Genomic DNA, 19,586 nt, shown 5'->3' with positions numbered 1-19,586 from the left:
ATAATTATATCGTTTTGGAGATTCGTCATGGCGTTTGGTGATACCCCCGCTCTTAACCGCAGCCGCGAAGTGCCGGCGACCACGCAGAGCGGATACGTGATGCTGCTTGTCTCGCTTCTGCTGGTCGCGCTGGCGGTGTGGTTGTTTATCGGCGCGGTGGCGCCCGATCCCGGCGTCGACGGGCTGAAGATGGCCAGTGCGCTCATCACCGGCCTCATCGGCCTGCTGGCGCTGTGCGGCTTCTACATGATCAACCCGAACGAGGCGGCCGCGATCCAGCTGTTCGGCGCGTACAAGGGGACCGACCGCACCGAAGGGCTGCGCTGGGTGCTGCCATGGCTGAGCCGCAAGAAGATTGCGGTGCGCGCCAACAACGTCATTTCCGACAAGATCAAGGTCAACGATGCGCGCGGCAATCCGATCGAGATGGCGGCGCAGGTGGTCTGGCGCGTGACCGATACCGCGCAGGCGCTGTTCGATGTCGATGACTATCGCGAGTTCGTCGATGCCCAGATCGAGGCGGCAGTGCGTTCCATCGGCTCGCGCTACCCCTATGACGATATCGAGCATCTCGAAGTCACCCTGCGCGGCAATCACGAGGAAGTCGGCGCGGAACTGCGCGTGGCGCTGATCGAGCGGTTGGCGGTAGCGGGGATCACGGTCGACGAATGCGGCCTCACCCATCTCGCCTATGCCCCCGAGATTGCGGGTGCGATGCTGCGCCGCCAGCAGGCCGAAGCGGTGATCGCGGCGCGGCGCAAGCTGGTGGAAGGCGCGGTCTCGATGGTGGAGATGGCGCTCGATCAGCTGAGCAAGAACAACGTGGTCGAACTCGATGACGAACGCCGCGCGGCGATGGTGTCGAACCTGATGGTGGTGCTGTGCGGCGAGCGCGAGACCCAGCCCGTGGTCAATGCAGGATCGCTCTACTGATTGTCCGATGGTTGCGAAAAAGGCCTTTGCCCTGCGCCTCGATCCGGCGCTCCACGATGCGATACAGCGGCTCGCGGATGCCGAGCTGCGCAGCGTGAACGCCGAGATCGAGATGCTGCTGCGCGAGGCGCTGGCGCGGCGCGGGGTGAAGGTTGAACGCAGCTCGACCGCAAAGCGCGGGCGACCGCCGGGCACGACAGGAAAAGGAAGCGATCATGCGTGACGAAGACAAGCCCTTCGTTCTCTACCGGGCAGGCCGCTGGAGCTTCAGGATCGTGCCGCGCAATGGCGAGGGGTGGCGGATCATGGCCGTTTGGATCGCCTTGTCGACGGTGCCGACCGGGCTGTTCATCTGGTTTGCGACGCGCCACCCCGAAGGCCCGGTGCATTTTGCCGGGCTGGGAGTCTATCTGCTCACCTTGCTGATCTGGATCATCGCCAGTGTGCGGTGGATGAAGGCCCGCGCCGTGGAAGTCGATGTGAGCGACCCGCTTGCTCTCAAGCGCGAGCAGGATCGCCAGCGGCGCAGGCGTTAGCCGCGTTCGATGCGGTAGTGCCGCAAGGGGGCTTCGGGCCGGGCGGTCAACTGGACAAGGCAGGTGCAGTCCCCCGCGACAAGGCAGCGGTAGAGCCGGGTGAAGACCGCAGCATACCAGACGAACAGGCTGTCGGGCGGCGGTATGCTGTCGTCGGCCGCGCTGCGATCAATGCTGAAGTGCCATGCGCCCTGCGTCTCGAACACCCCGGAACCGATGAAGGTCCAGGCATGCTTGCGGATCGCCGCCATCAGCAGCGGCGCGGCGATGAAGGCAGGCAGGTGCCGCAGGAGCCATGCCGCCGGTCCCGGGATGCGGTTGGCGATGATGTAGTCCGCTGTGCGCGCACCCGCCTCCTCGGCGATCACGAAGCTGCCTATCGGATCGTGCAGGCTGAGCCAGCGATGCAGCCGCAGCGCGTGGACTTCGGGGATCATGTGCTGGCCCGAAGGCAGCGCGCCAATCTGTGCGTCGGCCAGCACCGCGCGGGTTTCCGCATGGCCCAGCCGCGCTTCCATCACCGCCACCGCCTGCAATATCGCGTTAGGCCCGATCAGCGCGCCCTCGCGTCTGCGCGCGACAACCCGCGCCTCAGTCGACATCGATCCGATCCCGGCGGCGGTCTGCCCCGCGCTCTTTCATCTGTGCGCGCACCGCCTCGCGCCGCTCGGCCGCTTGCGCGGCGCGGTCGGCGGCGGTCTGCCAGTCGGTGGCGGCATCGAGCGCCGCGGCGCGGCTTTCGTCGAAGTGGAATTCGACTTTCTTGGCCGTCTGCGGGCCCCAGTAGCCCGCCTTGCCGAGATCGTAGAAGGTGCGCTTGAAGCCCGCCCGCAGGAAGGCATAGAGGCACCCCAGCAGATAACGCCGCCGGAAGCCGGTGCCGCGCCACGGATAGTGGAACAGCGCCTTTTGCATGTAAAACCGCCGGTAGTTCTTCATCACCCCGTTGAGCAGCTCCCCGCGCTCCATCGCGGCCGGCTTCATGATCGGGGTGACGAAATTGTACTTGCTGAAATCGTGGACCTCGACCTGGTCCTTCAGCGTCTCGAACAAGGGCGTATAGGGCCAGGGCGTGTACATCGCCCAGTTGGCGAGATCGGGCTGCCAATCCCACGCCATGCGATAGGTTTCCTCAAGCGTCTCGGGCGTTTCATTGTCCAGCCCGACGATGAACTGCGCTTCCACGAAGATGTCGGCATCGCGCAGCAGCTTGATCGCCTGCTTGTTCTCCTCGACCCTGGTTTCCTTGTTGAACCGGTCGAGCTTCATCTGCGCCGCTGCCTCGGTGCCCAAGCTGACATGGACGAGGCCGGCCTTGCGGTAGAAGGGCAGCAATTCCTTGTCGCGGTAGATGTCGGTAACGCGAGTGTTGATGCCCCACTTGACCTTGTCGGGCAGGCCGCGGTCGATCAGCTCCTGGCAGAACTTGATGAAGGCCTTGCGGTTGATGGTCGGTTCCTCGTCCGCAAGGATGAAGAAGCCGACGCCGTGCTTTTCGTGCAGCTCCTGGATTTCGTCGACCACATCCTTGGGGTCGCGCACGCGGTAATCGCGCCAGAACTTCCATTGCGAGCAGAAGGAACAGGTAAACGGGCAGCCGCGCGCGAGGTTGGGGATGGCGACGCGGGTACCGAGCGGGATGTAGGTATACTGGTTCCAGTCGAGGATATCCCAGTCGGGCTTGATCGAGCCCATGTCCTTGATCGTGTCGGCCGCCTCGGTGGCGATGACCTTGTCTCCCTCGCGGAAGGCGAGGCCCTTGATGGTGCGGGCTTCGGCGGGAAAACGGCCTTGCGCAATCGCGGTGAACAGTTCGACGGCGATCTCCTCGCCCTCGCCGCGCACGATCACGTCGATATGCGGCGCCTCGGCGAGCACCTGCTGGTACATGAAAGTGGCATGGATGCCGCCCAGCACGCGCACAGCGTCCGGCACGGTGAGCGCGGCGACTTCGAGCACGCGCTCGGCCGCATAGATCGACGGCGTGATCGCCGTGGTGCCGACAATGTCGGGCTGGATTTCGCGCATCCGCTCGGCCAGCTGCTCGTCCGAAAGGCCCTCGGTCATCGCGTCGATGAAGGTGATGTCATCAAACCCGGCGCGCTTCAGCGGCCCGGTCAGATAGGCGACCCAGGCGGGCGGCCATGTCCCGGCAATCTCGGCCCCGCCGGAACGGTAATTGGGATGAACGAACAGAATGCGCATGGACCGAATCCCCCTCTTGAGTTGGCTCAAGGTGGGGCAGACGGCGGCGGCGCGCTTTGCGCTGGATCAAATGTGAAAAGCACCCGTCTTCTGAAGGTAACGGGGCAGACGGGACGCTCGGACGACCCGCCTTCCCGGGCTTGACCCGCGACCCCGCTTTCTTGGCCATTTGGCGCGGAAGAAGGCAGCGGGGCCCCGGATCAAGTCCGGGGAGGCGTAGGGGAGTTAAGCGCCCTTCGCGTGCTCCGCGCGCGCGATCTCGTGGAGCCAGTCGGCGTGGCGGGGGGCCTTCTTGGTCTGGCTCCATTCGTCGAGCATCAGCGGTGCGACGCGGGCAAGTTCTTCATATTGCTCCGCCGTCCCGATATCGGCGGCGAGTTCCACGCGGTGGCCGTTGGGGTCGAAGAAGTAGATCGACTTGAAGATGCCGTGATGCGTGGGCCCGAGCACATCGATGCCCTGCGCCTCGATATGCGCCTTGGCCGCGAGCAGCGCCTCTTCCGAAGGCACCTTCAGCGCGAGGTGCTGCACCCATTGCGGCGTATTCGGGTCCTTGCCCATCTCCGGCTGGCCCGGCAGCTCGAAGAAGGCGAGGATGTTGCCGTTCCCCGCGTCGAGGAAGATGTGCATGTAGGGATCATATTCCCCGGTCGAGGGCACATGATCCTCGGCAAAGGCGGTGGTGTAGGTCATGCCGAGCACGCGGGCGTACCACTCCACCGTCTCCTTGGCGTCCTTGCAGCGATAGGCGGCGTGGTGGATGCCGGCGAGGTTTACGGGGTGGGTCATTGCGCCGGTTCCTCGACGCTGAGCACCCCGCGCTGGATCTGGTCGCGCTCCATGCTTTCGAACAGGGCCTTGAAGTTGCCCTCGCCGAAGCCTTCGTCGCCCTTGCGCTGGATGAATTCGAAGAACACCGGGCCGACCTGCGCCTGCGCGAAGATTTGCAGGAGCAGGCGGGGGGAGCCGCCCTCCGTCGTGCCGTCCAAAAGGATGCCGCGCATCTTGAGCGCCTCTGCATCCTCGCCGTGGCCGGGAAGGCGTTCATCGAGCATCTCGTAATAGGCTGCGGGCGGCGCGGTCATGAAGGGCACGCCGAGCTTTTGCAGGCGATCCCAGCAGGCCACCAGATCATCGCAGATCAGCGCGATGTGCTGGATGCCCTCGCCGTTGAAGGCACGCAGGAATTCCTCGATCTGGCCCTTGCCGCCCTCGCCTTCCTCGTTCAGCGGGATGCGGATCTTGCCGTCGGGCGCGGTCAGCGCCTTGGAGGTGAGACCGGTATATTCGCCCTTGATGTCGAAGAAGCGGATCTCGCGGAAGTTGAACAGGGTCTCGTAATAGTCGGCCCAGTACTTCATCCTGCCCGTGTAAACGTTGTGGGTCAGGTGATCGATGGTGTGGAAGCCCGCGCCCACCGGGTGCCTCTCGACGCCGGGCAGGTATTCGAAATCGATGTCGTAGATGGTGAGGCCGTTGCCGCCTGTCGCGCCGTCATAGCGATCGACGAGGTAGAGGATCGCCCCGCCGATCCCGCGGATCGCGGGAATGCGCAGTTCCATCACCCCGGTCTGCACAGCCACCGGTTCGGCACCCTTGGCGATCAGGTGGTCATAGGCCTTGGCGGCGTCGCGCACGCGGAATGCCATGCCGCAAGCCGAGGGGCCATGTTCGCGCGCGAAGTACCATGCGGCGCTGCGCGGCTCGTAATTGGCGATGAGGTTGATGCCGCCCTGCCGCCACAGGTGCACGTCCTTCGAGCGGTGCTGCGCGACGCGGGTGAAGCCCATCGCTTCGAAGACCGGTTCCAGCACGCCCTTTTCCGGCGCGCAGAATTCGACGAATTCGAAGCCGTCGAGCCCTGCGGGATTGTCGAACAGGTCTTTGCTCTGGACATTCATGGCGGGGATCCCCTGTGCTCTGAATATAGTTTCAATTGAAACTATCTAGCCGAAAGCGGCGATTCGCGCAAGCAATTGCCACAGGGCCGCGATCAGGGCAGGTTCGCAGGCGCAAGGAGAGCGGCAATGGTGCAGGATACGGGGATCAGGACCAAGGGCATCAACCACATCGCGCTGGTGTGCCGCGACATGGCCGAAACGATGAAGTTCTACGTTCAGGTGCTGGGCATGCCGCTGTTCAAGACGGTCGAGCTGCCTGACGGCGGCCAGCATTTCTTCTTCGATTGCGGCGGGGGCAATGCAGTGGCGTTCTTCTGGTGGAAGGACGCGCCGCCTGCCGCCCCCGGCATCGCGTCGGTGAAGAAGTTTCCCTTCGACGCCAAGACGGCGGTGGGATCGATGAACCACCTCGCCTTCCACATGGAGGAGGCCGAACTGGAGGCGGCGCTCGACCGGCTCACCGAGGCAGGCGTTCCGCACACCCACATGGTGTTCAACCACGATGACAGCCCCTCGGGCTATGCGAAGGAGACACATGAGGGCGTGTTCGTGCGCTCGGTCTATTTCACCGATCCCAACGGCATCATGCTGGAATTCGCGGCGACCACACGCGCCTTCGGGCCTGATGACGTACGCCATACGCCCGCGACGCAAGTGGAGGACGCCTGATGCCCCGCCTGCGCGAAGTCCCCCGCGCCGAGGCTGACGAAAAGGTCGCCCTACCGCTCTATGCCCATCTGTTCGGCAGCCGCGATCCGGTGAGCGAACCCGGCACCGCCACCGGCACGCGCGGCGACTGGTGGACGGTGTTCGCCAATTCCCCCGATACCCTGCGCCACGCCGCGCAGGGCTTTGCCTATTACCGCTCGTCCAACAGGAAGCTCGATCCCGTGCTGCGCGAGCTGGGCCAGACCTGGGCGGGGTGGGCGACGGGGAGCCAGTTCGTCTTCTCGCAGCACTGCAAGTCCTTGCGCGGGCTGGGCGTGAGCGAGGCAAAGATCGCGGCCCTTCCCATATGGCAGACCTCGGACGTGTTCGACGCGAAGGAACGACTCGTCCTAGCCTATGCCGACCGGCTGGTGTGCCACGGCGGACGAGTGCCCGATGCCCTGTTCGCGGAACTGAAGGCGGCCTTCAGCGACGAGGAAATCCTCGAGCTGACCTACATCACCTGCCTTTACCACATGCACGCGATCATGAGCCGCGCGCTGCGCACCGAGTTCGACGACCGCGACGATCCGATCGTGGAAGTCCCCGCGCCCGAGGGTTTCGATGCGCTCGACTTTCTGGGCGGGGAGCGGCGCTAGGCCAACCGCCCCACTGTCCGCCCGCGCTCGTCCTGCGTCAGCGTCAGCCGCTTGCCGAAGGGCTCGCCGCTTTCGAAGGCTTGCGCCGTCGCAGCGTCCGCAAGATCGGCATTGCCCACCACCCGCTTGCCCGCGTCCGAACGGCCGATGAAAATCGCCTCGGCACCTTTAGGTCCGCGATTGATGGTGTAGGTCTCGACCACCGCGCTCTCCACCGGCTCCTTGGCAAGCGGCACCTTGTCGGTAGCCTTGGGAAGCACGGCAAAGCGATCGTTCGCGCCCCAGTCGGCAGGCAGGCACGAATAGATGCCGGTCGCGTACTTGCTCATCCAGCCGCCATTCGCGCCCACCAGAGCAAAGCTCCCGCGATCGCCGCGCACCCGCTGCACCGCCTCGGCGATGGCATGGGCCGAGTAATTGTTCCCCGCCCCGCCGAAGAACGGCAGGCCGCCCGTCAGCGTCAGCCCGCGCGGGTCGTCGGCGGAAAGCCCGAAATGGTCGCACTGGTTGAAGACGGGGATCGCGAAGCACGAATAGAAATCGATATAGCGCATGTCGGCCATCGACTTGCCCGCCCGATCCAGCGCCGCATCGACACTGGCGAGCGAGGCCGGGTTGCCCGCCAGATCGGGCCGCTGCGAGAGCTTCAGCTCGGTCGCGGCGGTCACGGCGTGGATATGCACCCACTTGTCTTCGGGAACCCCCAGCGCGCGGGCGAGGCCCGCCGAGGCGACGATCACCGCTGCCGCCTGGTTCACCTGATCGCGCGCCACGGTCATGCGCGGATAGGGTTCGGCCACGATGCGGTTGCGATCGGTGACGGTGGCCAGTTCCTCGGCGCTGCGCTCGACCGGCGCGGCGGAATGTGGGTTCGCCGCCGCCACGCGCGTGAACGGCGCAAACAGCTTGCCGATTTCGAGCCGGTATTCCTCCAGCCCCATGCCCAGCTTGCGCCGCCGGGCGTTCTCCGCCAGCGCATAGAGCGGGATCGCGCCGCTCGCGCCGTGCATGAACAGCGCGGGCTCCATCAGGTCCTCGACCCCGAAGCCCTGATCCTCGAAGTCGCCGCCGATCGCTTCCGACCAGTCGGGGATCTCGCCCTTGGCCGACAGCGCCAGCACGGTCGAAATCGCCTCGGAACCGACGATCACCGCGCAACTGCTATCCCCCGCCGCGATGGCGGTCGCGAATTCGCCCACCAGTTGCTGGTTGGTCTGCCCGCCGGTGGTGGTCAGGATCGCGCGAGCGGGGTTCGCGCCGACCCGCATCGCAATCGCGCGCGGCACATTGTCCGCCGCGCCGAAGGGCGGCTTGCGGTCGGGCCGCGACATTTCGAAAGCGCGGATCGCGGCGAGGGTGTCGATGGCGCCTGCCACATCACCGCTCGCCCCCGAATCCGCAATCGCCTCGGCCAGCGCGCGGCCCGCGAGGTCCATATAGGACAGGGCCTCGTAACCCGGCTCGCCGACCCGCTCCGAATACTGCCCGACGCCGATGATGACGGGCGTATCGTCAGCGATCTCAGTCAACGAAATCGTCCACCCGCTCGACAATGATCGCAGGCGCCATACCGCCCGCCGCGCACATGGTGACGAGGCCGTAGCGCCCGCCGCGACGCTCCAGCTCGTCGACCACGGTGCCGATCAGGATCGAGCCGGTCGCACCGATCGGGTGGCCGAGCGCGATCGAGCCGCCGTTCACGTTGACCTTGTCCCAATCGAGTTCGAGATCGCGCACGAACTTGGCCGCAACGACCGCGAAAGCTTCGTTGATCTCGTAGAGGTCGATGTCGTCCTTGCTCAGGCCCGCCTTGGCGAGCACCTTTTTCGCGGCAGGCACCGGCGCGTTGAGCATCAGCGTGGGATCATCGCCCATGTTGGCGGTGGCAACGATGCGCGCGCGGGGCTTCAACCCGTGCTTGACCGCATAATCCTTGCTGGTGATCAGCACCGCCGCCGCCCCATCGACCACGCCCGAGGAGTTGCCCGCGTGGTGAAAGTGCTTGATCTCGAGATCGGGGTATTTCTGGTTGATCAGCTTGCGGAAGGTCGTGCCCGCCTCGTCGAGCGGAACGTCGGCGATCTTGGGGAAGGCCGGTTCCAGCTTGGCGAGGTCTTCGCGGGTGGTCTGGGGGCGCGGATATTCCTCGCGGTCGAGGATTACGTTGCCCTCGTCATCCACCACCGGCACGACCGACTTGGCAAAGCGGCCTTCGGCAATCGCTTCGGCGGCGCGGGCTTGCGAACGGTAGCCCACCTCGTCCAGTTCCTCGCGGGTGAAGCCTTCTTTCGAGGCAATCGCATCGCCGCAGATGCCCTGGTGCGACTGCGGATGCACGGCTTGCAGGCGCTGGTTGTAGCTGCCCATCATCGGCGGCTTGATCCCGGCGCGCATCTTTTCCTGGCTCATGGCGGCGGTGAGGCTCATCATCTCGGTCCCGCCGGCGACGACGCAATCTTCCATCCCGCTCATCACCTGCGCGGCGGCGAGCGCGACGCTGGTGATGCCGCCGCCGCAGAAGCGGTCGAGCGTGGTGCCGGACGAGGTGATGTCATAGCCCGCATCGAGCGCGGCCATGCGGCCCATGTCGCCCGCCTGCATCCCGTCCTGCGTCGAAACCGACCAGATCACATCATCGACGGTCGAGGTATCGAGGTGATTGCGCTCGGCAATCGCCTTCAGAACGGTCGCGGCGAGGTGCTGCGGGTGGCACGCGGCGAGCGCGCCCTTGCCCTGCTTGCCGATCCCGCGCGGGGTGCGCACTGCGTCGATGATATAGGCTTCAGCCATGGTGATCCTCTCCACTACTCGCGAAATTGCAGTTGACGCGTCCGTAAAGCCCCTGCACCAGACGCACAAGATTTGAGTTTCAAATCGCAATGCCAATTTCGCTAGGGAGAGAGCCGTGAGCGAGAATACCGCACCCGAAGTGCTGACCGAAGTGGAGGACGGTGTCCTCATCGTCACCATCAACCGCCCGGAAGCCAAGAACGCCATGACCAAGGCCGCGGCCGAGGGGATCGCGGCGGCAATGGACCGGCTCGATGCGGAAGACGATCTGCGCGTCGGCATCCTGACCGGCGCGGGCGGGACTTTCTGCTCGGGCATGGACCTCAAGGGCTTCCTGCGCGGCGAAAGCCCGACGGTGGAAGGCCGGGGCTTTGGCGGGGTGGTGCAGGCTCCGCCGAAAAAGCCGCTGATAGCGGCCGTGGAAGGCTACGCGCTGGCCGGCGGGCTCGAACTGATGATCGCCTGCGATCTGGTGGTCGCAAACAGCGGCGCGAAGTTCGGCATTCCCGAAGTGAAGCGCGGCCTTGTCGCCGCTGCCGGGGGCGTGATGATGCTGCCCGACCAGATCCCCGAACGCATCGCGATGGAACTGGCGCTGACCGGCGATTTCATCGGTGCGGAGCGGGCTTACCAGCTCGGCCTCATCAACGAGGTGACCGAAGGCGCGGCGCTCGATGCGGCCAAGGCGCTGGCAGCGCGCATCGCGGCGAATGGCCCGCTCGCGGTGCGGGTGTCCAAGCAGGTGATGAAGGAATCGCGCGGCTGGGCGATGGAAGATCGCTACAAGAACCAGGCGCAATTGATTGCTCCGGTATTCGTCAGCCATGATGCCCGCGAAGGCGCAGCCGCCTTTGCCGAAAAGCGCAAGCCCAACTGGACGGGGAAGTAAGCCCGGCCTTGCGGGGGTCTTGATCGGGTTCAGCGGGGTCCAGACCCCTGCTCGCCCCCTCCCAGACCCCCTCCAGCCCCCCGTTCGCAAGGGGGGTTTCACGTGGAACATTCTGATCGCGCGCCGGACCTATCAAGAGGAGAGAGAAATGCCCGTCATCGACGTGCCCCAGCCAGCCTTCATGGAAGACGAGGAAATCGCCATTTTCGCCGACGCGGTCGGCAAGTTCTACCAGCAGCACGCCCCCGAAAAGCGCGTCCACAAGTGGCGCGAGGATGGCCAGGTCGAACGCGACTTCTGGCGCGAGGCGGGTGCCGCCGGCCTGCTCGGCGTGTCGGTACCGACCGAATATGGCGGCCATGGCGGCGACTTCCGGCATGACATGGTAGTCATCGACCAGCAGGCAAAGCACGGGGTCGAAGGCTTTGCAGCCTCGCTCCACAACACCATCATCCTGCCCTACCTGGTGCGGCATGGCACTGAAGAACAAAAGAAAAAATACCTCCCCCGCCTCGTCACCGGTGATCTCGTCAGCGCCATCGCGATGAGCGAACCCGATGCCGGATCCGACCTCCAGTCGATCAAGACTACCGCGCTGAAGGACGGCAATGGCTATCGTCTCAACGGTTCCAAGACCTGGATCTCGAACGGCCAGCTGGCGGACTTCATCATCGTCGTCGCCAAGACCGACCCGAACGAAGGAGCCAAGGGTATCTCGCTGCTGTTGCTCGAAACCGACGGCGCGGAGGGCTTCCAGCGCGGCAAGAAGCTCGACAAGATCGGATTGGATGCGCAGGACACCAGCGAGCTGTTCTTCGACAATGTCTTCATTCCGGGCGAGAACGTGCTCGGCGGCGTCGAGGGGCGCGGCTTCTACCAGCTGATGGGCGAACTGCCGCAGGAACGCCTTGTGATCGCGATGAACGCCATCACCGGTATCGAGAAGGCGCTCGATGTGACGGTCGAATATGTCAAGAATCGCAAGGCGTTCGGCAAGACCATCTGGGATTTCCAGAACACCCAGTTCACCCTCGCCGACCTCAAGGCACGCGGCACCGCAGCCCGCGTGTTCGTCAATGATTGCATCGCCAAGCTGCTCGAAGGCAAGCTCGACGTGGCGACCGCGAGCATGGCGAAATACTGGGTGACCGAATTGCAGAGCGAAGTGGTCGACAAGTGCCTCCAGTTCCACGGCGGAGCGGGCTATATCAATGATTACGCCATCGCCCGGATGTACCGCGACACCCGCATCGCGCGCATCTACGGCGGGTCGAACGAAATCATGAAGATGCTGATCGCAAGATCCATGTGAGCGTGCCCGCCTCCGCGGGCACGTCCTCGCTAGACGTCCTCCCCCCGGATCAAGTCCGGGGTACGGACCCGCTGCGGGCGGCTATCGGCCTTGCGGTCGCTAGAGCGACCGGTTCAGCGCGATGAGCACCGAAAAAGGGGCGGCCCGGTCATCCGGGCCGCCCCTTCTGTTTGGCCGAAGCCCCTTGAAGTCTAGAACCGCGCGCGCAGTGTCACGCCGTACTGGCGCGGCGGCAGGGTGAAGGCGGAACGCGAGTTGGCCGCGCCCGAACCGCGCAGCGTGGTGTTGAAGGTCACCCCGCGCACCACTTCGTCGGTCAGGTTGTTGACCCAGCCTTCGATCGCATAGGCCCCGTCGCCGAAGCGCAGACCCGCACGCAGGTTCACGAAGGCCTTGCCGTCCTGCACGTCGGCAATGATCAGCGGTTGAGCGGCGGCAGCGGCACGGACCTGGTCCTGGGTCGAACCGGCCGGCACCGTTGGCGGCACGATCGCCTGTGTCGAGGTGCGCTGGTCGCTCTCCATGCGGACCTGGCCCGAGATGAAGAACTCCATCGAGTCGTTGATCGGCTTTTCCCAGATACCGCCGATCAATGCGACAACCTGCGGTGCATTGGTGAGATCATAGCCGCACAGCGACACGACCTGCGGCGCCGTCTGGGTGCCGTCACAATCCTCGGGATAGCTCGCTTCCAGGATCGTGGCACCGACGTTGAAAGTCAGCTCGCTGTTGGGCCGGATCAGACCTTCAATTTCAACGCCCTTGGTTTCGGCCTTGGGCACATTGAAGGTCTGGAACGCGGTCCCGGTGAATTCGAGCACCTGGAAGTTGGTGAACTCTTCATAGAAGGCCGCGATGTTGAGCGTAACCGCATCGTCGAGCATGCGGGTCTTGAGACCGACTTCCCAAGCATCGACCTCTTCCGAGAGGAAGGTCGGATCGGCACCATTGACCGCTGCCGTCGTATCGAGGTTGATCCCGCCTGCCTTGTAGCCGTGGGTGAAGCTCGCATAGACATTGGTCGCGTAGCTGAACTCATAGCCGAGCTTGACGGTGTAGATCAGTTCCTCGTCGTCGAAGTCGGACTGGAAGGTGCGCACCAGCGGCAAGGCGGCGGCCTGCGGCAGGTCGGCCGGAGCGGTGAAGCCGAAACAGCCCAGCGCCACGAAGGTCGGCACCAACGCCCCGGGCACAACCGGCGGATTGCCCGCAGCCCCGATCGCGTTGAGCGTCGCCGGGCAGATCTGGTTGTTGATGGCAGTCTGCGTGAAACCGCCGCTCTTCTCTTCCCAAGAATAGCGCGCGCCCAGAGTCAGTTCGAGCCCGTCGGTGATCTCGAAGCTGTTATGCGTGAAGATCGCGTAGCTCTTGGCATCCTGCTGGAAGCGGTTGGTATTGGTGGTGCCGGCCGGATCGACCCCGGTGAACAGCGTGAGCGGATTCGCCCCCAGCGCGCCTTGGGTCGCCGGGAACAGCAGCGCGCCGACATTCTCGCCATAGTCCTGCCCCAACTCGAAGCTCACCGACTGGTCGATGTTTTCGTCGGAGAAGAAGCCGCCGAACATGTAGTTGAGCCGGCCGCCCATGCCTTCACCCTGCAGCCGCAGTTCCGCGGTCCAGGTCTCGAGGTCGAGGTTCAGCGCCGGCACATTGAAGATGTCGAGCGCGGTGAAATCGGAATCGTAGTTCTCGAAGCTTTCATACTTGCGCCACGAACCGATGAAGATCAGGTCGGCATTATCCGAGATCGGAAACTCGACCTCGCCGGTCACACCGTAGTTGTCGATATCCGCGCGCGGCGCGAAATTGAGCGAGACCGCACGATTGTCCATCGCCCGCTCGAAGCCGGGTTGGTCGAACGCGGTGGTCGCCACCGAAGGCTGGCCGTTGCCGCCGTTGAGGCCGAGACCGACCGCAGCATAGGCACCTGCCGTCACCAGCGGCGACTGGTACAGCTCGATCGCGCCGCAACAGCTTGACTGGCTCTTCGAGTAGTCGACGATAATGCGACCACGCATGCCGCTGTCGGTGTCCCAGCCAAGCTGGCCGCGCACCAGCCACTGGTCGGCATCGTTGGTGTCGCCGATCCTTGCTCCGTTTTCGTCCACTACGTCGAGGAAACCGTCACGCTGACGGAAGGCCCCGGTGACGCGCAGTGCGAGCGTGTCCTGCACCAGAGGCACGTTGATCGCGCCTTGCAGGCTGATCTCGTCGAAATTGCCATATTCCGCGTTCACGAAACCGCCGAATTCGGTGACGTCGGGGCGCACGTTGGTGATGTTGAGCGCGCCCGCCGAAGTGTTGCGACCGAACAGGGTGCCCTGCGGACCGCGCAGCACTTCGACCCGCTCGACATCAACGAATTCGCTGAGCGCAACGCCCGGACGCGACTGGTAGGCACCATCGACAAAGATACCGACCGCGCTTTCGAAGCCGATATTGTTCGAGGTCGTCCCGATACCACGCACGCGCAGCACCACCGAGCCCGACGCGAGCTGCGCCTGACTGGCGGTGAAGCTGGGCGCGAGCGCGGAGATCTGCTGGATGTTCACCACGCGCTGGGCTTCGAGCTGCTGCGGCGAGATTGCGGTCACCGCCAGCGGAATATCCTGCACGTCCTGCGCGCGGCGGGTAGCCGTCACGATGATGACGTTATCGTCGCGAACGGCGGGCTCCTGGCTCTCCGTGTCCTGCGCAAGGGCGGGGGTGGTAAGCGCGCTGCAGGCCATCAGGCCGCCAGCAAAGGCTGCAAGCTTGCGTGTCATTCTATCCCTCTCTCCACAATCCAGCCGGCTTTGCGCCGATCTTGGGTTAGCGGAACGAAACCTATCAGGGTCGCGCGCCCTAACAAGAGTCACAGGCAAGTTCTGGCGAACAGTAGCAAAAATGCAACATATTGCGCTGCGGCGCAGCAAATATGCGGTGCCATTGCCTTTGCGGCAACAATGCTTCCATGCCCGAAACTATCAAGCTCTTCCGGGCCGTGGGGAGAAAGGGACCACTAGCACGGGGCCGCAAGTCGCAAACTCAGTTGCAGATTGCCATTCAAGACTCGCTTTTGGGCGGCGGCTGTGGTTACATCCGTGTCAACAAGGGAGAGAGAGGCCCATGCTTGCGACACCGCCAGATTTCGACGTGTTGATCGTCGGCGCCGGGATTTCCGGCATCGGCATGGCCGCGCACATGGAAATGAAAGCGCCGCACCACACCTATGCGATCGTCGAAAGGCGCGACAATCTGGGCGGCACCTGGGACCTGTTCCGCTACCCCGGCATCCGCTCGGACAGCGACATGCACACGCTGGGCTTCGATTTCGAACCGTGGCGGCACGAAAAAAGCATCGCAGATGCGCCCGCGATCCTCGAATATCTCGACCGGATCGTGGACGATCGTGGCATCCGCCAGCACATCCGTTTCGGTCACAAGGTGATCAGCGCCGATTTCCGCCACGACGAGGCGCGCTGGCATGTCGAGATGGAACTGGCCGACGGGTCGCGCACGCGCCTCACCGCCAACTTCCTCTACCTCGGCTCGGGCTATTACGACTATGATGAGCCCTATGACCCCGGCTTCGATTTCGGGGAGTTCGAAGGACAAGTGATCCACCCGCAATTCTGGCCCGATGATCTCGATTACGCGGGCAAGAACGTGGTGGTGATCGGCTCGGGCGCGACGGCGGTGACAATCGTCCCGTCGATGGCCAAGGAGGCTGGCCACGTCACCATGCTCCAGCGGACGCCGACGTGGATGTTCACGCGCCCGGCCAAGGATGCCGTCGCCAATTTCCTGCGCGCCATTCTGCCGGAAAAGCTGGCTTACCGGATCACCCGTTTCAAGAACATCAAGATGCAGGATTTCAGCTTCAAGCTGGCACGCGACAATCCACAGAAGGTCAAGGACGCGCTCTACAAGAAGATCGAGAAGGCGCTCGGCCCGGACTATGACAAGGACGCCTTCACCCCGCCCTACAACCCGTGGGAACAACGCCTGTGCCTGGTGCCCGACGAAGACCTGTTCCGGGCGATGAAGGCAGGCAAGGCAAGCGTCGTCACCGGCCATATCGCGAAGTTCGAAAAGGGCGGCGTGCGGCTGACCGACGGCGAGTTCCTGCCTGCCGACATCGTGGTGACGGCGACGGGGCTGAAGCTCGCGGTTGCGGGCAAGATCGCGATTTCGGTCGACGGCGAACCGGTCGCTTTCAACGAGCGGTTCTACTACAAGGGTTGCATGTTCTCGAACCTGCCCAACCTTGCGGTAGTGTTCGGTTACCTGAATGCCAGTTGGACACTGCGCGCCGACATCAACTCCGACTATGTCTGCCGCGTGCTCGAACATATGCGGCAGACCGGCACGACTATCGTCACCCCGGTTCTGACCGCGCAAGACGAGGCCAGGATCGTCGAGGATGACGTGTTCGATTTCTCGTCCGGCTATATCCAGCGCGGCAAGCACATCATGCCGCGCAACGCGATCAGCTATCCCTGGCGGCTCAACCAGGAATATGTGATCGATCGCAAGCGCATGCAGGAAGATCCCCTGCTCGACGGGCTGCTTACCTTCACACGCGCCGGATCCAATGCGCAGCGCGGCGAGGAGCAGCTAGAAGCCGCGGAATAAGGCAACAAGGCGGGCGATGAATCTCTTCCGATTGCGCCCGCCTTCGCCTAACCATTGCGCATGACCTCTCCTGAAAAGATCTGGACCGCCGGGCTCATAGTGATCGGCGACGAAATCCTCTCCGGCCGAACGCAGGACAAGAACATCGCACAGGTCGCCAGCTGGCTGCAGGTGCAGGGGATCCGTCTGGCCGAAGTGCGGGTCGTGCCCGATGTCGAAAGCCGCATCGTCGCCGCGGTCAACGATCTGCGCGCAGCCTTTGACTACCTCTTCACCACCGGCGGGATCGGGCCCACCCATGATGACATCACTGTGGATGCCGTGGCCGCTGCGCTGGGCGTGCCCGTGGTCATCCATCCCGATGCCCGGGCGCTTCTGGAACGCTACTACGCGAACAAAGGCGGGCTGAACGAAGGCCGGCTGCGAATGGCACGAGTGCCGGAAGGGTCAGAACTCATCCTCAATCGGATGTCTGGAGCCCCCGGCATCCGGCGCGGCAACCTGTTCCTGATGGCGGGCGTGCCCCACATTACCGCGGGAATGCTGGATGCCCTGACCGGCCAGCTGGAAGGCGGCGCACCGCTGTTGACGGAGACGATCGGCTGCTGGGTCGCCGAAAGCGAGGTCGCAGACCTGCTCCGCCGGGTGGAAGCCGCACACGAAACCTGCCAGATCGGCTCCTATCCCTTTTTCCGCGAAGGCCGGGTCGGCGCGAATTTCGTGGTCCGCTCGACCAGTGCCGAGGACCTGAAGAGCTGCTGCGACAGCCTGACGGATGGCCTCGCCACTCACGGTCACGACTTCACGCCCGGCGGGATCTGAGGGCGCAATATAGGGCAACACCGGGTCTTAACCCTTTGTCGCTAGGGCAAAGTCAGAATGACCCGGGTGTTCATCACGATCGACACCGAGTATTCCTCGGGACTGTATACCGGGCCGGGCGCGGCTGACCGGGCAGACAATTACGCCCGTTCAATTGCCTGCATTACTCCCGATGGTCCGGCTGGCATCACGCACAAGCTGGAACTGCTCGGGCAATACGGCCAGAAGGCGGTGTTCTTCGTTGATCCCATGCCCGCACTGGTGTGGGGGGTGGCAGCGATCGAGGACATCGTCGGCCCGATCATCGCCGCCGGACAGGATGTACAACTGCACTGCCATACCGAATGGCTCGAACTGGCGGGCACAGCCAACCCGCTGCACTCGATGCGTACCGGACGCAACATCGCCGATTTCCCGTTCGAGGAACAATGCGAGATCCTTGATTATGCCCGCCAGACGCTGGTAGCCGCGGGTGCGCCGTTGCCGGTCGCCTTCCGTGCGGGGAATTATGGCGCCAATGATGCGACCCTGCGCGCGCTTGCCCATATCGGCATGACCTATGACGCGAGCCATTGCCCTGCACTCTCCGATGGCGACTGCCGAATCAGCCTCGGCTCCGAAGACCGCGATCCGGTGCTGCACGAAGGGGTAATCGAAGTCCCCGCCGGGACCATCGGCACGATCAGCGGGGGCCAACGCCATGCCCAGATCACCGCGCTCACGCTGGCCGAAATGCTGGCTGCGATCCGTCATGCCCGCGACGGCGGGCGGGAAAGCTTCACGCTGGTCAGCCACTCCTTCGAGCTTATCAACCGCCGTCGTCTCGCAGTAAACCGCATCGTCCGGCGCCGCTTTACCGGACTGGTCCGCGCGCTTGCGACCATGCGCGGGGTCGAGACCGGCAATTACCGCGACAACCCGCCGCCAATCGGCGCACTGGGCAGCACGAGCCACCCGCTTCCGGCGAGCACAATGCGCACAAGCATACGGCTTGCCGAGCAGTTCGTCTCGAACACGCTCTACGGCGCGCTCTAGAGGCAAGCGATGGCCGACACCCGATCCGTTGCGATCGACTTCACGATCGGCGCGCGCCGCCTGCTCGCCGTGCCGCGGCAACTGGCCACCTGGAGCTTCGGCCTTGAACAGGTGCTTGCCCGAGACCTGCCCGAACCACCCCGCCCCGGCCGCGACGGACTGCGCATCCTTTCGGCTCCGACCGAGCGGCTGGGCGAACTCGGCGCCCGCTACCCCGCCTTTGTCGCCGGCGGCCGGCAGGACTACCGGCGCCACTACATCGACATGAGCACGAGCTTTGCCGATTACCTCGCGCGGTTTTCGGGCAAGACCCGCTCCACCCTCAGACGCAAGGCGCGCAAGCTGGCGGAGGAGACCGGCGGCTATACCATCACCGAACACCGCAGTCCGGCAGAGATCGAGGCCTTCCTCGCCGCTGCCCTTCCCTTATCCGCGCGCACCTATCAGGCCCGCCTGCTCGATGCCGGTCTGCCCGACAATCCCGCTGCGCGCCGCACGATGCTGGAGGCGGCGGAGCAGAACCGCATGCGCTGTTTCCTGCTTCACGCAGGCGGTCAGCCGATCGCCTATCTGTCGCTGCCGGTCACAGGCGCGACGCTCGTCTATGCCCATCTGGGCTACGACCCCGACCATGCCCGGCTGTCGCCCGGCACGGTGCTGCAGATGGATGCGCTGGAGCGGCTGTTCGCCGAAAGTCGCTATCGCTGGTTCGATTTCACCGAGGGCGAAGGCGCGCACAAGGCAATGTTCGGGACCCATAGCGCGGCTTGCACCAGCCTAGTGCTGCTGTCCCCGACGCTGGCGAACAGGACGCTGCTGGGCGCGCGCGGTGCCTTCGATACGGGCGTGGCGCAGGTCAAGGCGCTGGCCGAACGTTCGGGCGCCTTAGGGCGTATCCGTGCCGCGCTCCGCGGGTGACTGATCGGCCCGGTCACGGGTCGCCGCGCGGCTGCGATTGCTGACCTGCTGACGAAAACGCTCCTGCATCACCCGCCGTTCGGAGGGTTGACCGCTGCCCAGCAGGCCGAAGCGCACCACCAGATAGAGCCAAACGGCGGCAAACACGCCCAGCAGCGCGCCGGCCGCAAGGCCGAGGCGAAGATCGTAATGGAGGATAAGCGCAAAGGCAGCGACAGCAAAGCCGACAACAAACCACTTGGGATCGAGAAAGGACCCGTCGTCGGGTGAAGCGGGCATCTCTTGTCCTTTTTTCGACACGGCGGGAGAGGGAGAGGATGC

At 64.4% G+C, this 19,586-nt stretch carries 19 protein-coding genes; 11 read left to right on the top strand and 8 right to left on the bottom strand.

What is annotated here, in order from left to right:
• The first annotated feature begins 27 nt into the window (after positions 1–27).
• From I603_RS11260 to I603_RS11250, 3 genes are read left to right on the top strand one after another with little or no spacing between them, the layout of a single operon-like run.
• Positions 28–933, top strand: a complete 906-nt coding sequence (locus I603_RS11260; RefSeq protein ID WP_068865113.1) for an SPFH domain-containing protein — start codon at positions 28–30, stop codon at positions 931–933.
• A gap of 7 nt (positions 934–940) precedes the next feature.
• Complete coding sequence (locus tag I603_RS11255) at positions 941–1,156, top strand: type II toxin-antitoxin system antitoxin (protein ID WP_068865111.1); 216 nt, start codon at positions 941–943, stop codon at positions 1,154–1,156.
• Complete coding sequence (locus I603_RS11250; RefSeq protein ID WP_068865109.1) at positions 1,149–1,469, top strand: hypothetical protein; 321 nt, start codon at positions 1,149–1,151, stop codon at positions 1,467–1,469. Before I603_RS11255 ends, I603_RS11250 begins: the two co-directional genes overlap by 8 nt.
• On the opposite strand, the gene bchJ is transcribed toward I603_RS11250, so the two are convergent.
• From bchJ to hppD, 4 genes are all read right to left on the bottom strand, one after another.
• Positions 1,466–2,071: a bacteriochlorophyll 4-vinyl reductase gene (bchJ, locus tag I603_RS11245; RefSeq protein ID WP_068865107.1), complete on the bottom strand. Its 606-nt coding sequence runs from the start codon at positions 2,069–2,071 to the stop codon at positions 1,466–1,468. The two genes, I603_RS11250 and bchJ, sit on opposite strands and share 4 nt — an antisense overlap.
• A complete protein-coding gene (bchE, locus tag I603_RS11240; protein WP_068865106.1) occupies positions 2,061–3,674 on the bottom strand; it encodes a magnesium-protoporphyrin IX monomethyl ester anaerobic oxidative cyclase in 1,614 nt (537 codons plus the stop codon). The genes bchJ and bchE overlap by 11 nt, the downstream gene beginning before the upstream one ends.
• A gap of 225 nt (positions 3,675–3,899) precedes the next feature.
• Entirely contained in the window at positions 3,900–4,463 is a 564-nt protein-coding gene (locus I603_RS11235) for a VOC family protein (RefSeq protein ID WP_068865104.1), read from the bottom strand.
• A complete protein-coding gene (hppD, locus tag I603_RS11230) occupies positions 4,460–5,575 on the bottom strand; it encodes a 4-hydroxyphenylpyruvate dioxygenase (RefSeq protein WP_068865102.1) in 1,116 nt (371 codons plus the stop codon). Before hppD ends, I603_RS11235 begins: the two co-directional genes overlap by 4 nt.
• Before the next feature lie 126 nt (positions 5,576–5,701).
• Here hppD and I603_RS11225 point away from each other — a divergent pair, with 126 nt between their 5' ends.
• Positions 5,702–6,244 (top strand): VOC family protein, encoded by a 543-nt coding sequence (locus I603_RS11225; RefSeq protein WP_068865100.1) that lies wholly within the window; start codon positions 5,702–5,704, stop codon positions 6,242–6,244.
• Entirely contained in the window at positions 6,244–6,882 is a 639-nt protein-coding gene (locus tag I603_RS11220; protein ID WP_068865098.1) for a carboxymuconolactone decarboxylase family protein, read from the top strand. The genes I603_RS11225 and I603_RS11220 overlap by 1 nt, the downstream gene beginning before the upstream one ends.
• On the opposite strand, the gene I603_RS11215 is transcribed toward I603_RS11220, so the two are convergent.
• Both I603_RS11215 and I603_RS11210 read right to left on the bottom strand, forming a co-directional pair.
• Complete coding sequence (locus I603_RS11215) at positions 6,879–8,411, bottom strand: acetyl-CoA acetyltransferase (protein WP_232305362.1); 1,533 nt, start codon at positions 8,409–8,411, stop codon at positions 6,879–6,881. The genes I603_RS11220 and I603_RS11215 overlap by 4 nt on opposite strands.
• The gene (locus I603_RS11210; RefSeq protein ID WP_068865096.1) at positions 8,404–9,672 is read right to left on the bottom strand and encodes an acetyl-CoA C-acetyltransferase; all 1,269 of its coding nucleotides are present in this window, start codon (positions 9,670–9,672) and stop codon (positions 8,404–8,406) included. Before I603_RS11210 ends, I603_RS11215 begins: the two co-directional genes overlap by 8 nt.
• Before the next feature lie 115 nt (positions 9,673–9,787).
• On the opposite strand from I603_RS11210, the gene I603_RS11205 reads away from it, so the two are divergent.
• A complete protein-coding gene (locus tag I603_RS11205) occupies positions 9,788–10,561 on the top strand; it encodes a crotonase/enoyl-CoA hydratase family protein (protein WP_068865095.1) in 774 nt (257 codons plus the stop codon).
• Between the two features lie 148 nt (positions 10,562–10,709).
• Positions 10,710–11,873, top strand: a complete 1,164-nt coding sequence (locus I603_RS11200) for an acyl-CoA dehydrogenase family protein (RefSeq protein WP_068865093.1) — start codon at positions 10,710–10,712, stop codon at positions 11,871–11,873.
• Between the two features lie 191 nt (positions 11,874–12,064).
• On the opposite strand, the gene I603_RS11195 is transcribed toward I603_RS11200, so the two are convergent.
• Positions 12,065–14,638, bottom strand: a complete 2,574-nt coding sequence (locus I603_RS11195; RefSeq protein ID WP_232305361.1) for a TonB-dependent receptor — start codon at positions 14,636–14,638, stop codon at positions 12,065–12,067.
• Between the two features lie 343 nt (positions 14,639–14,981).
• Between I603_RS11195 and I603_RS11190 the strand changes: the two genes are divergently transcribed.
• Genes I603_RS11190 through I603_RS11175 form a run of 4 tightly spaced genes read left to right on the top strand, consistent with a single transcriptional unit; the run spans position 14,982 to position 19,265 of the window.
• Positions 14,982–16,490 (top strand): flavin-containing monooxygenase, encoded by a 1,509-nt coding sequence (locus I603_RS11190; protein WP_068865091.1) that lies wholly within the window; start codon positions 14,982–14,984, stop codon positions 16,488–16,490.
• A gap of 60 nt (positions 16,491–16,550) precedes the next feature.
• On the top strand, positions 16,551–17,312 hold the full coding sequence (locus tag I603_RS11185) for a competence/damage-inducible protein A (RefSeq protein ID WP_068865089.1): 762 nt from the start codon (positions 16,551–16,553) through the stop codon (positions 17,310–17,312).
• A 57-nt stretch (positions 17,313–17,369) separates the two neighbouring features.
• Positions 17,370–18,347: a polysaccharide deacetylase family protein gene (locus I603_RS11180; protein ID WP_068865087.1), complete on the top strand. Its 978-nt coding sequence runs from the start codon at positions 17,370–17,372 to the stop codon at positions 18,345–18,347.
• Between the two features lie 9 nt (positions 18,348–18,356).
• Positions 18,357–19,265, top strand: a complete 909-nt coding sequence (locus I603_RS11175) for a GNAT family N-acetyltransferase (protein ID WP_068865085.1) — start codon at positions 18,357–18,359, stop codon at positions 19,263–19,265.
• Here I603_RS11175 and I603_RS11170 read toward each other — a convergent pair.
• Positions 19,233–19,544: a hypothetical protein gene (locus I603_RS11170; RefSeq protein ID WP_068865082.1), complete on the bottom strand. Its 312-nt coding sequence runs from the start codon at positions 19,542–19,544 to the stop codon at positions 19,233–19,235. The two genes, I603_RS11175 and I603_RS11170, sit on opposite strands and share 33 nt — an antisense overlap.
• Positions 19,545–19,586 lie beyond the last annotated feature (42 nt).

The sequence above is a fragment of the Erythrobacter dokdonensis DSW-74 genome, assembly GCF_001677335.1.
GTDB classification, from domain to species: Bacteria; Pseudomonadota; Alphaproteobacteria; order Sphingomonadales; family Sphingomonadaceae; genus Erythrobacter; species Erythrobacter dokdonensis.
Note: the sequence above shows the minus strand (reverse complement) of the source record. Positions and strands in the feature narration are given on the sequence as shown.

Coding starts and splice junctions, on each gene's coding strand:
- I603_RS11255 (WP_068865111.1), top strand. CDS start 941: ATGGTTGCGAAAAAGGCCTTTGCCCTGCGCCTCGATCCGGCGCTCCAC.
- I603_RS11220 (WP_068865098.1), top strand. CDS start 6,244: ATGCCCCGCCTGCGCGAAGTCCCCCGCGCCGAGGCTGACGAAAAGGTC.
- I603_RS11190 (WP_068865091.1), top strand. CDS start 14,982: ATGCTTGCGACACCGCCAGATTTCGACGTGTTGATCGTCGGCGCCGGG.
- hppD (WP_068865102.1), bottom strand. CDS start 5,575: ATGAATGTCCAGAGCAAAGACCTGTTCGACAATCCCGCAGGGCTCGAC.
- I603_RS11260 (WP_068865113.1), top strand. CDS start 28: ATGGCGTTTGGTGATACCCCCGCTCTTAACCGCAGCCGCGAAGTGCCG.
- I603_RS11200 (WP_068865093.1), top strand. CDS start 10,710: ATGCCCGTCATCGACGTGCCCCAGCCAGCCTTCATGGAAGACGAGGAA.
- I603_RS11170 (WP_068865082.1), bottom strand. CDS start 19,544: ATGCCCGCTTCACCCGACGACGGGTCCTTTCTCGATCCCAAGTGGTTT.
- I603_RS11185 (WP_068865089.1), top strand. CDS start 16,551: ATGACCTCTCCTGAAAAGATCTGGACCGCCGGGCTCATAGTGATCGGC.
- I603_RS11195 (WP_232305361.1), bottom strand. CDS start 14,638: ATGACACGCAAGCTTGCAGCCTTTGCTGGCGGCCTGATGGCCTGCAGC.
- I603_RS11250 (WP_068865109.1), top strand. CDS start 1,149: ATGCGTGACGAAGACAAGCCCTTCGTTCTCTACCGGGCAGGCCGCTGG.
- I603_RS11225 (WP_068865100.1), top strand. CDS start 5,702: ATGGTGCAGGATACGGGGATCAGGACCAAGGGCATCAACCACATCGCG.
- I603_RS11175 (WP_068865085.1), top strand. CDS start 18,357: ATGGCCGACACCCGATCCGTTGCGATCGACTTCACGATCGGCGCGCGC.
- bchJ (WP_068865107.1), bottom strand. CDS start 2,071: ATGTCGACTGAGGCGCGGGTTGTCGCGCGCAGACGCGAGGGCGCGCTG.
- bchE (WP_068865106.1), bottom strand. CDS start 3,674: ATGCGCATTCTGTTCGTTCATCCCAATTACCGTTCCGGCGGGGCCGAG.
- I603_RS11235 (WP_068865104.1), bottom strand. CDS start 4,463: ATGACCCACCCCGTAAACCTCGCCGGCATCCACCACGCCGCCTATCGC.
- I603_RS11210 (WP_068865096.1), bottom strand. CDS start 9,672: ATGGCTGAAGCCTATATCATCGACGCAGTGCGCACCCCGCGCGGGATC.
- I603_RS11180 (WP_068865087.1), top strand. CDS start 17,370: ATGACCCGGGTGTTCATCACGATCGACACCGAGTATTCCTCGGGACTG.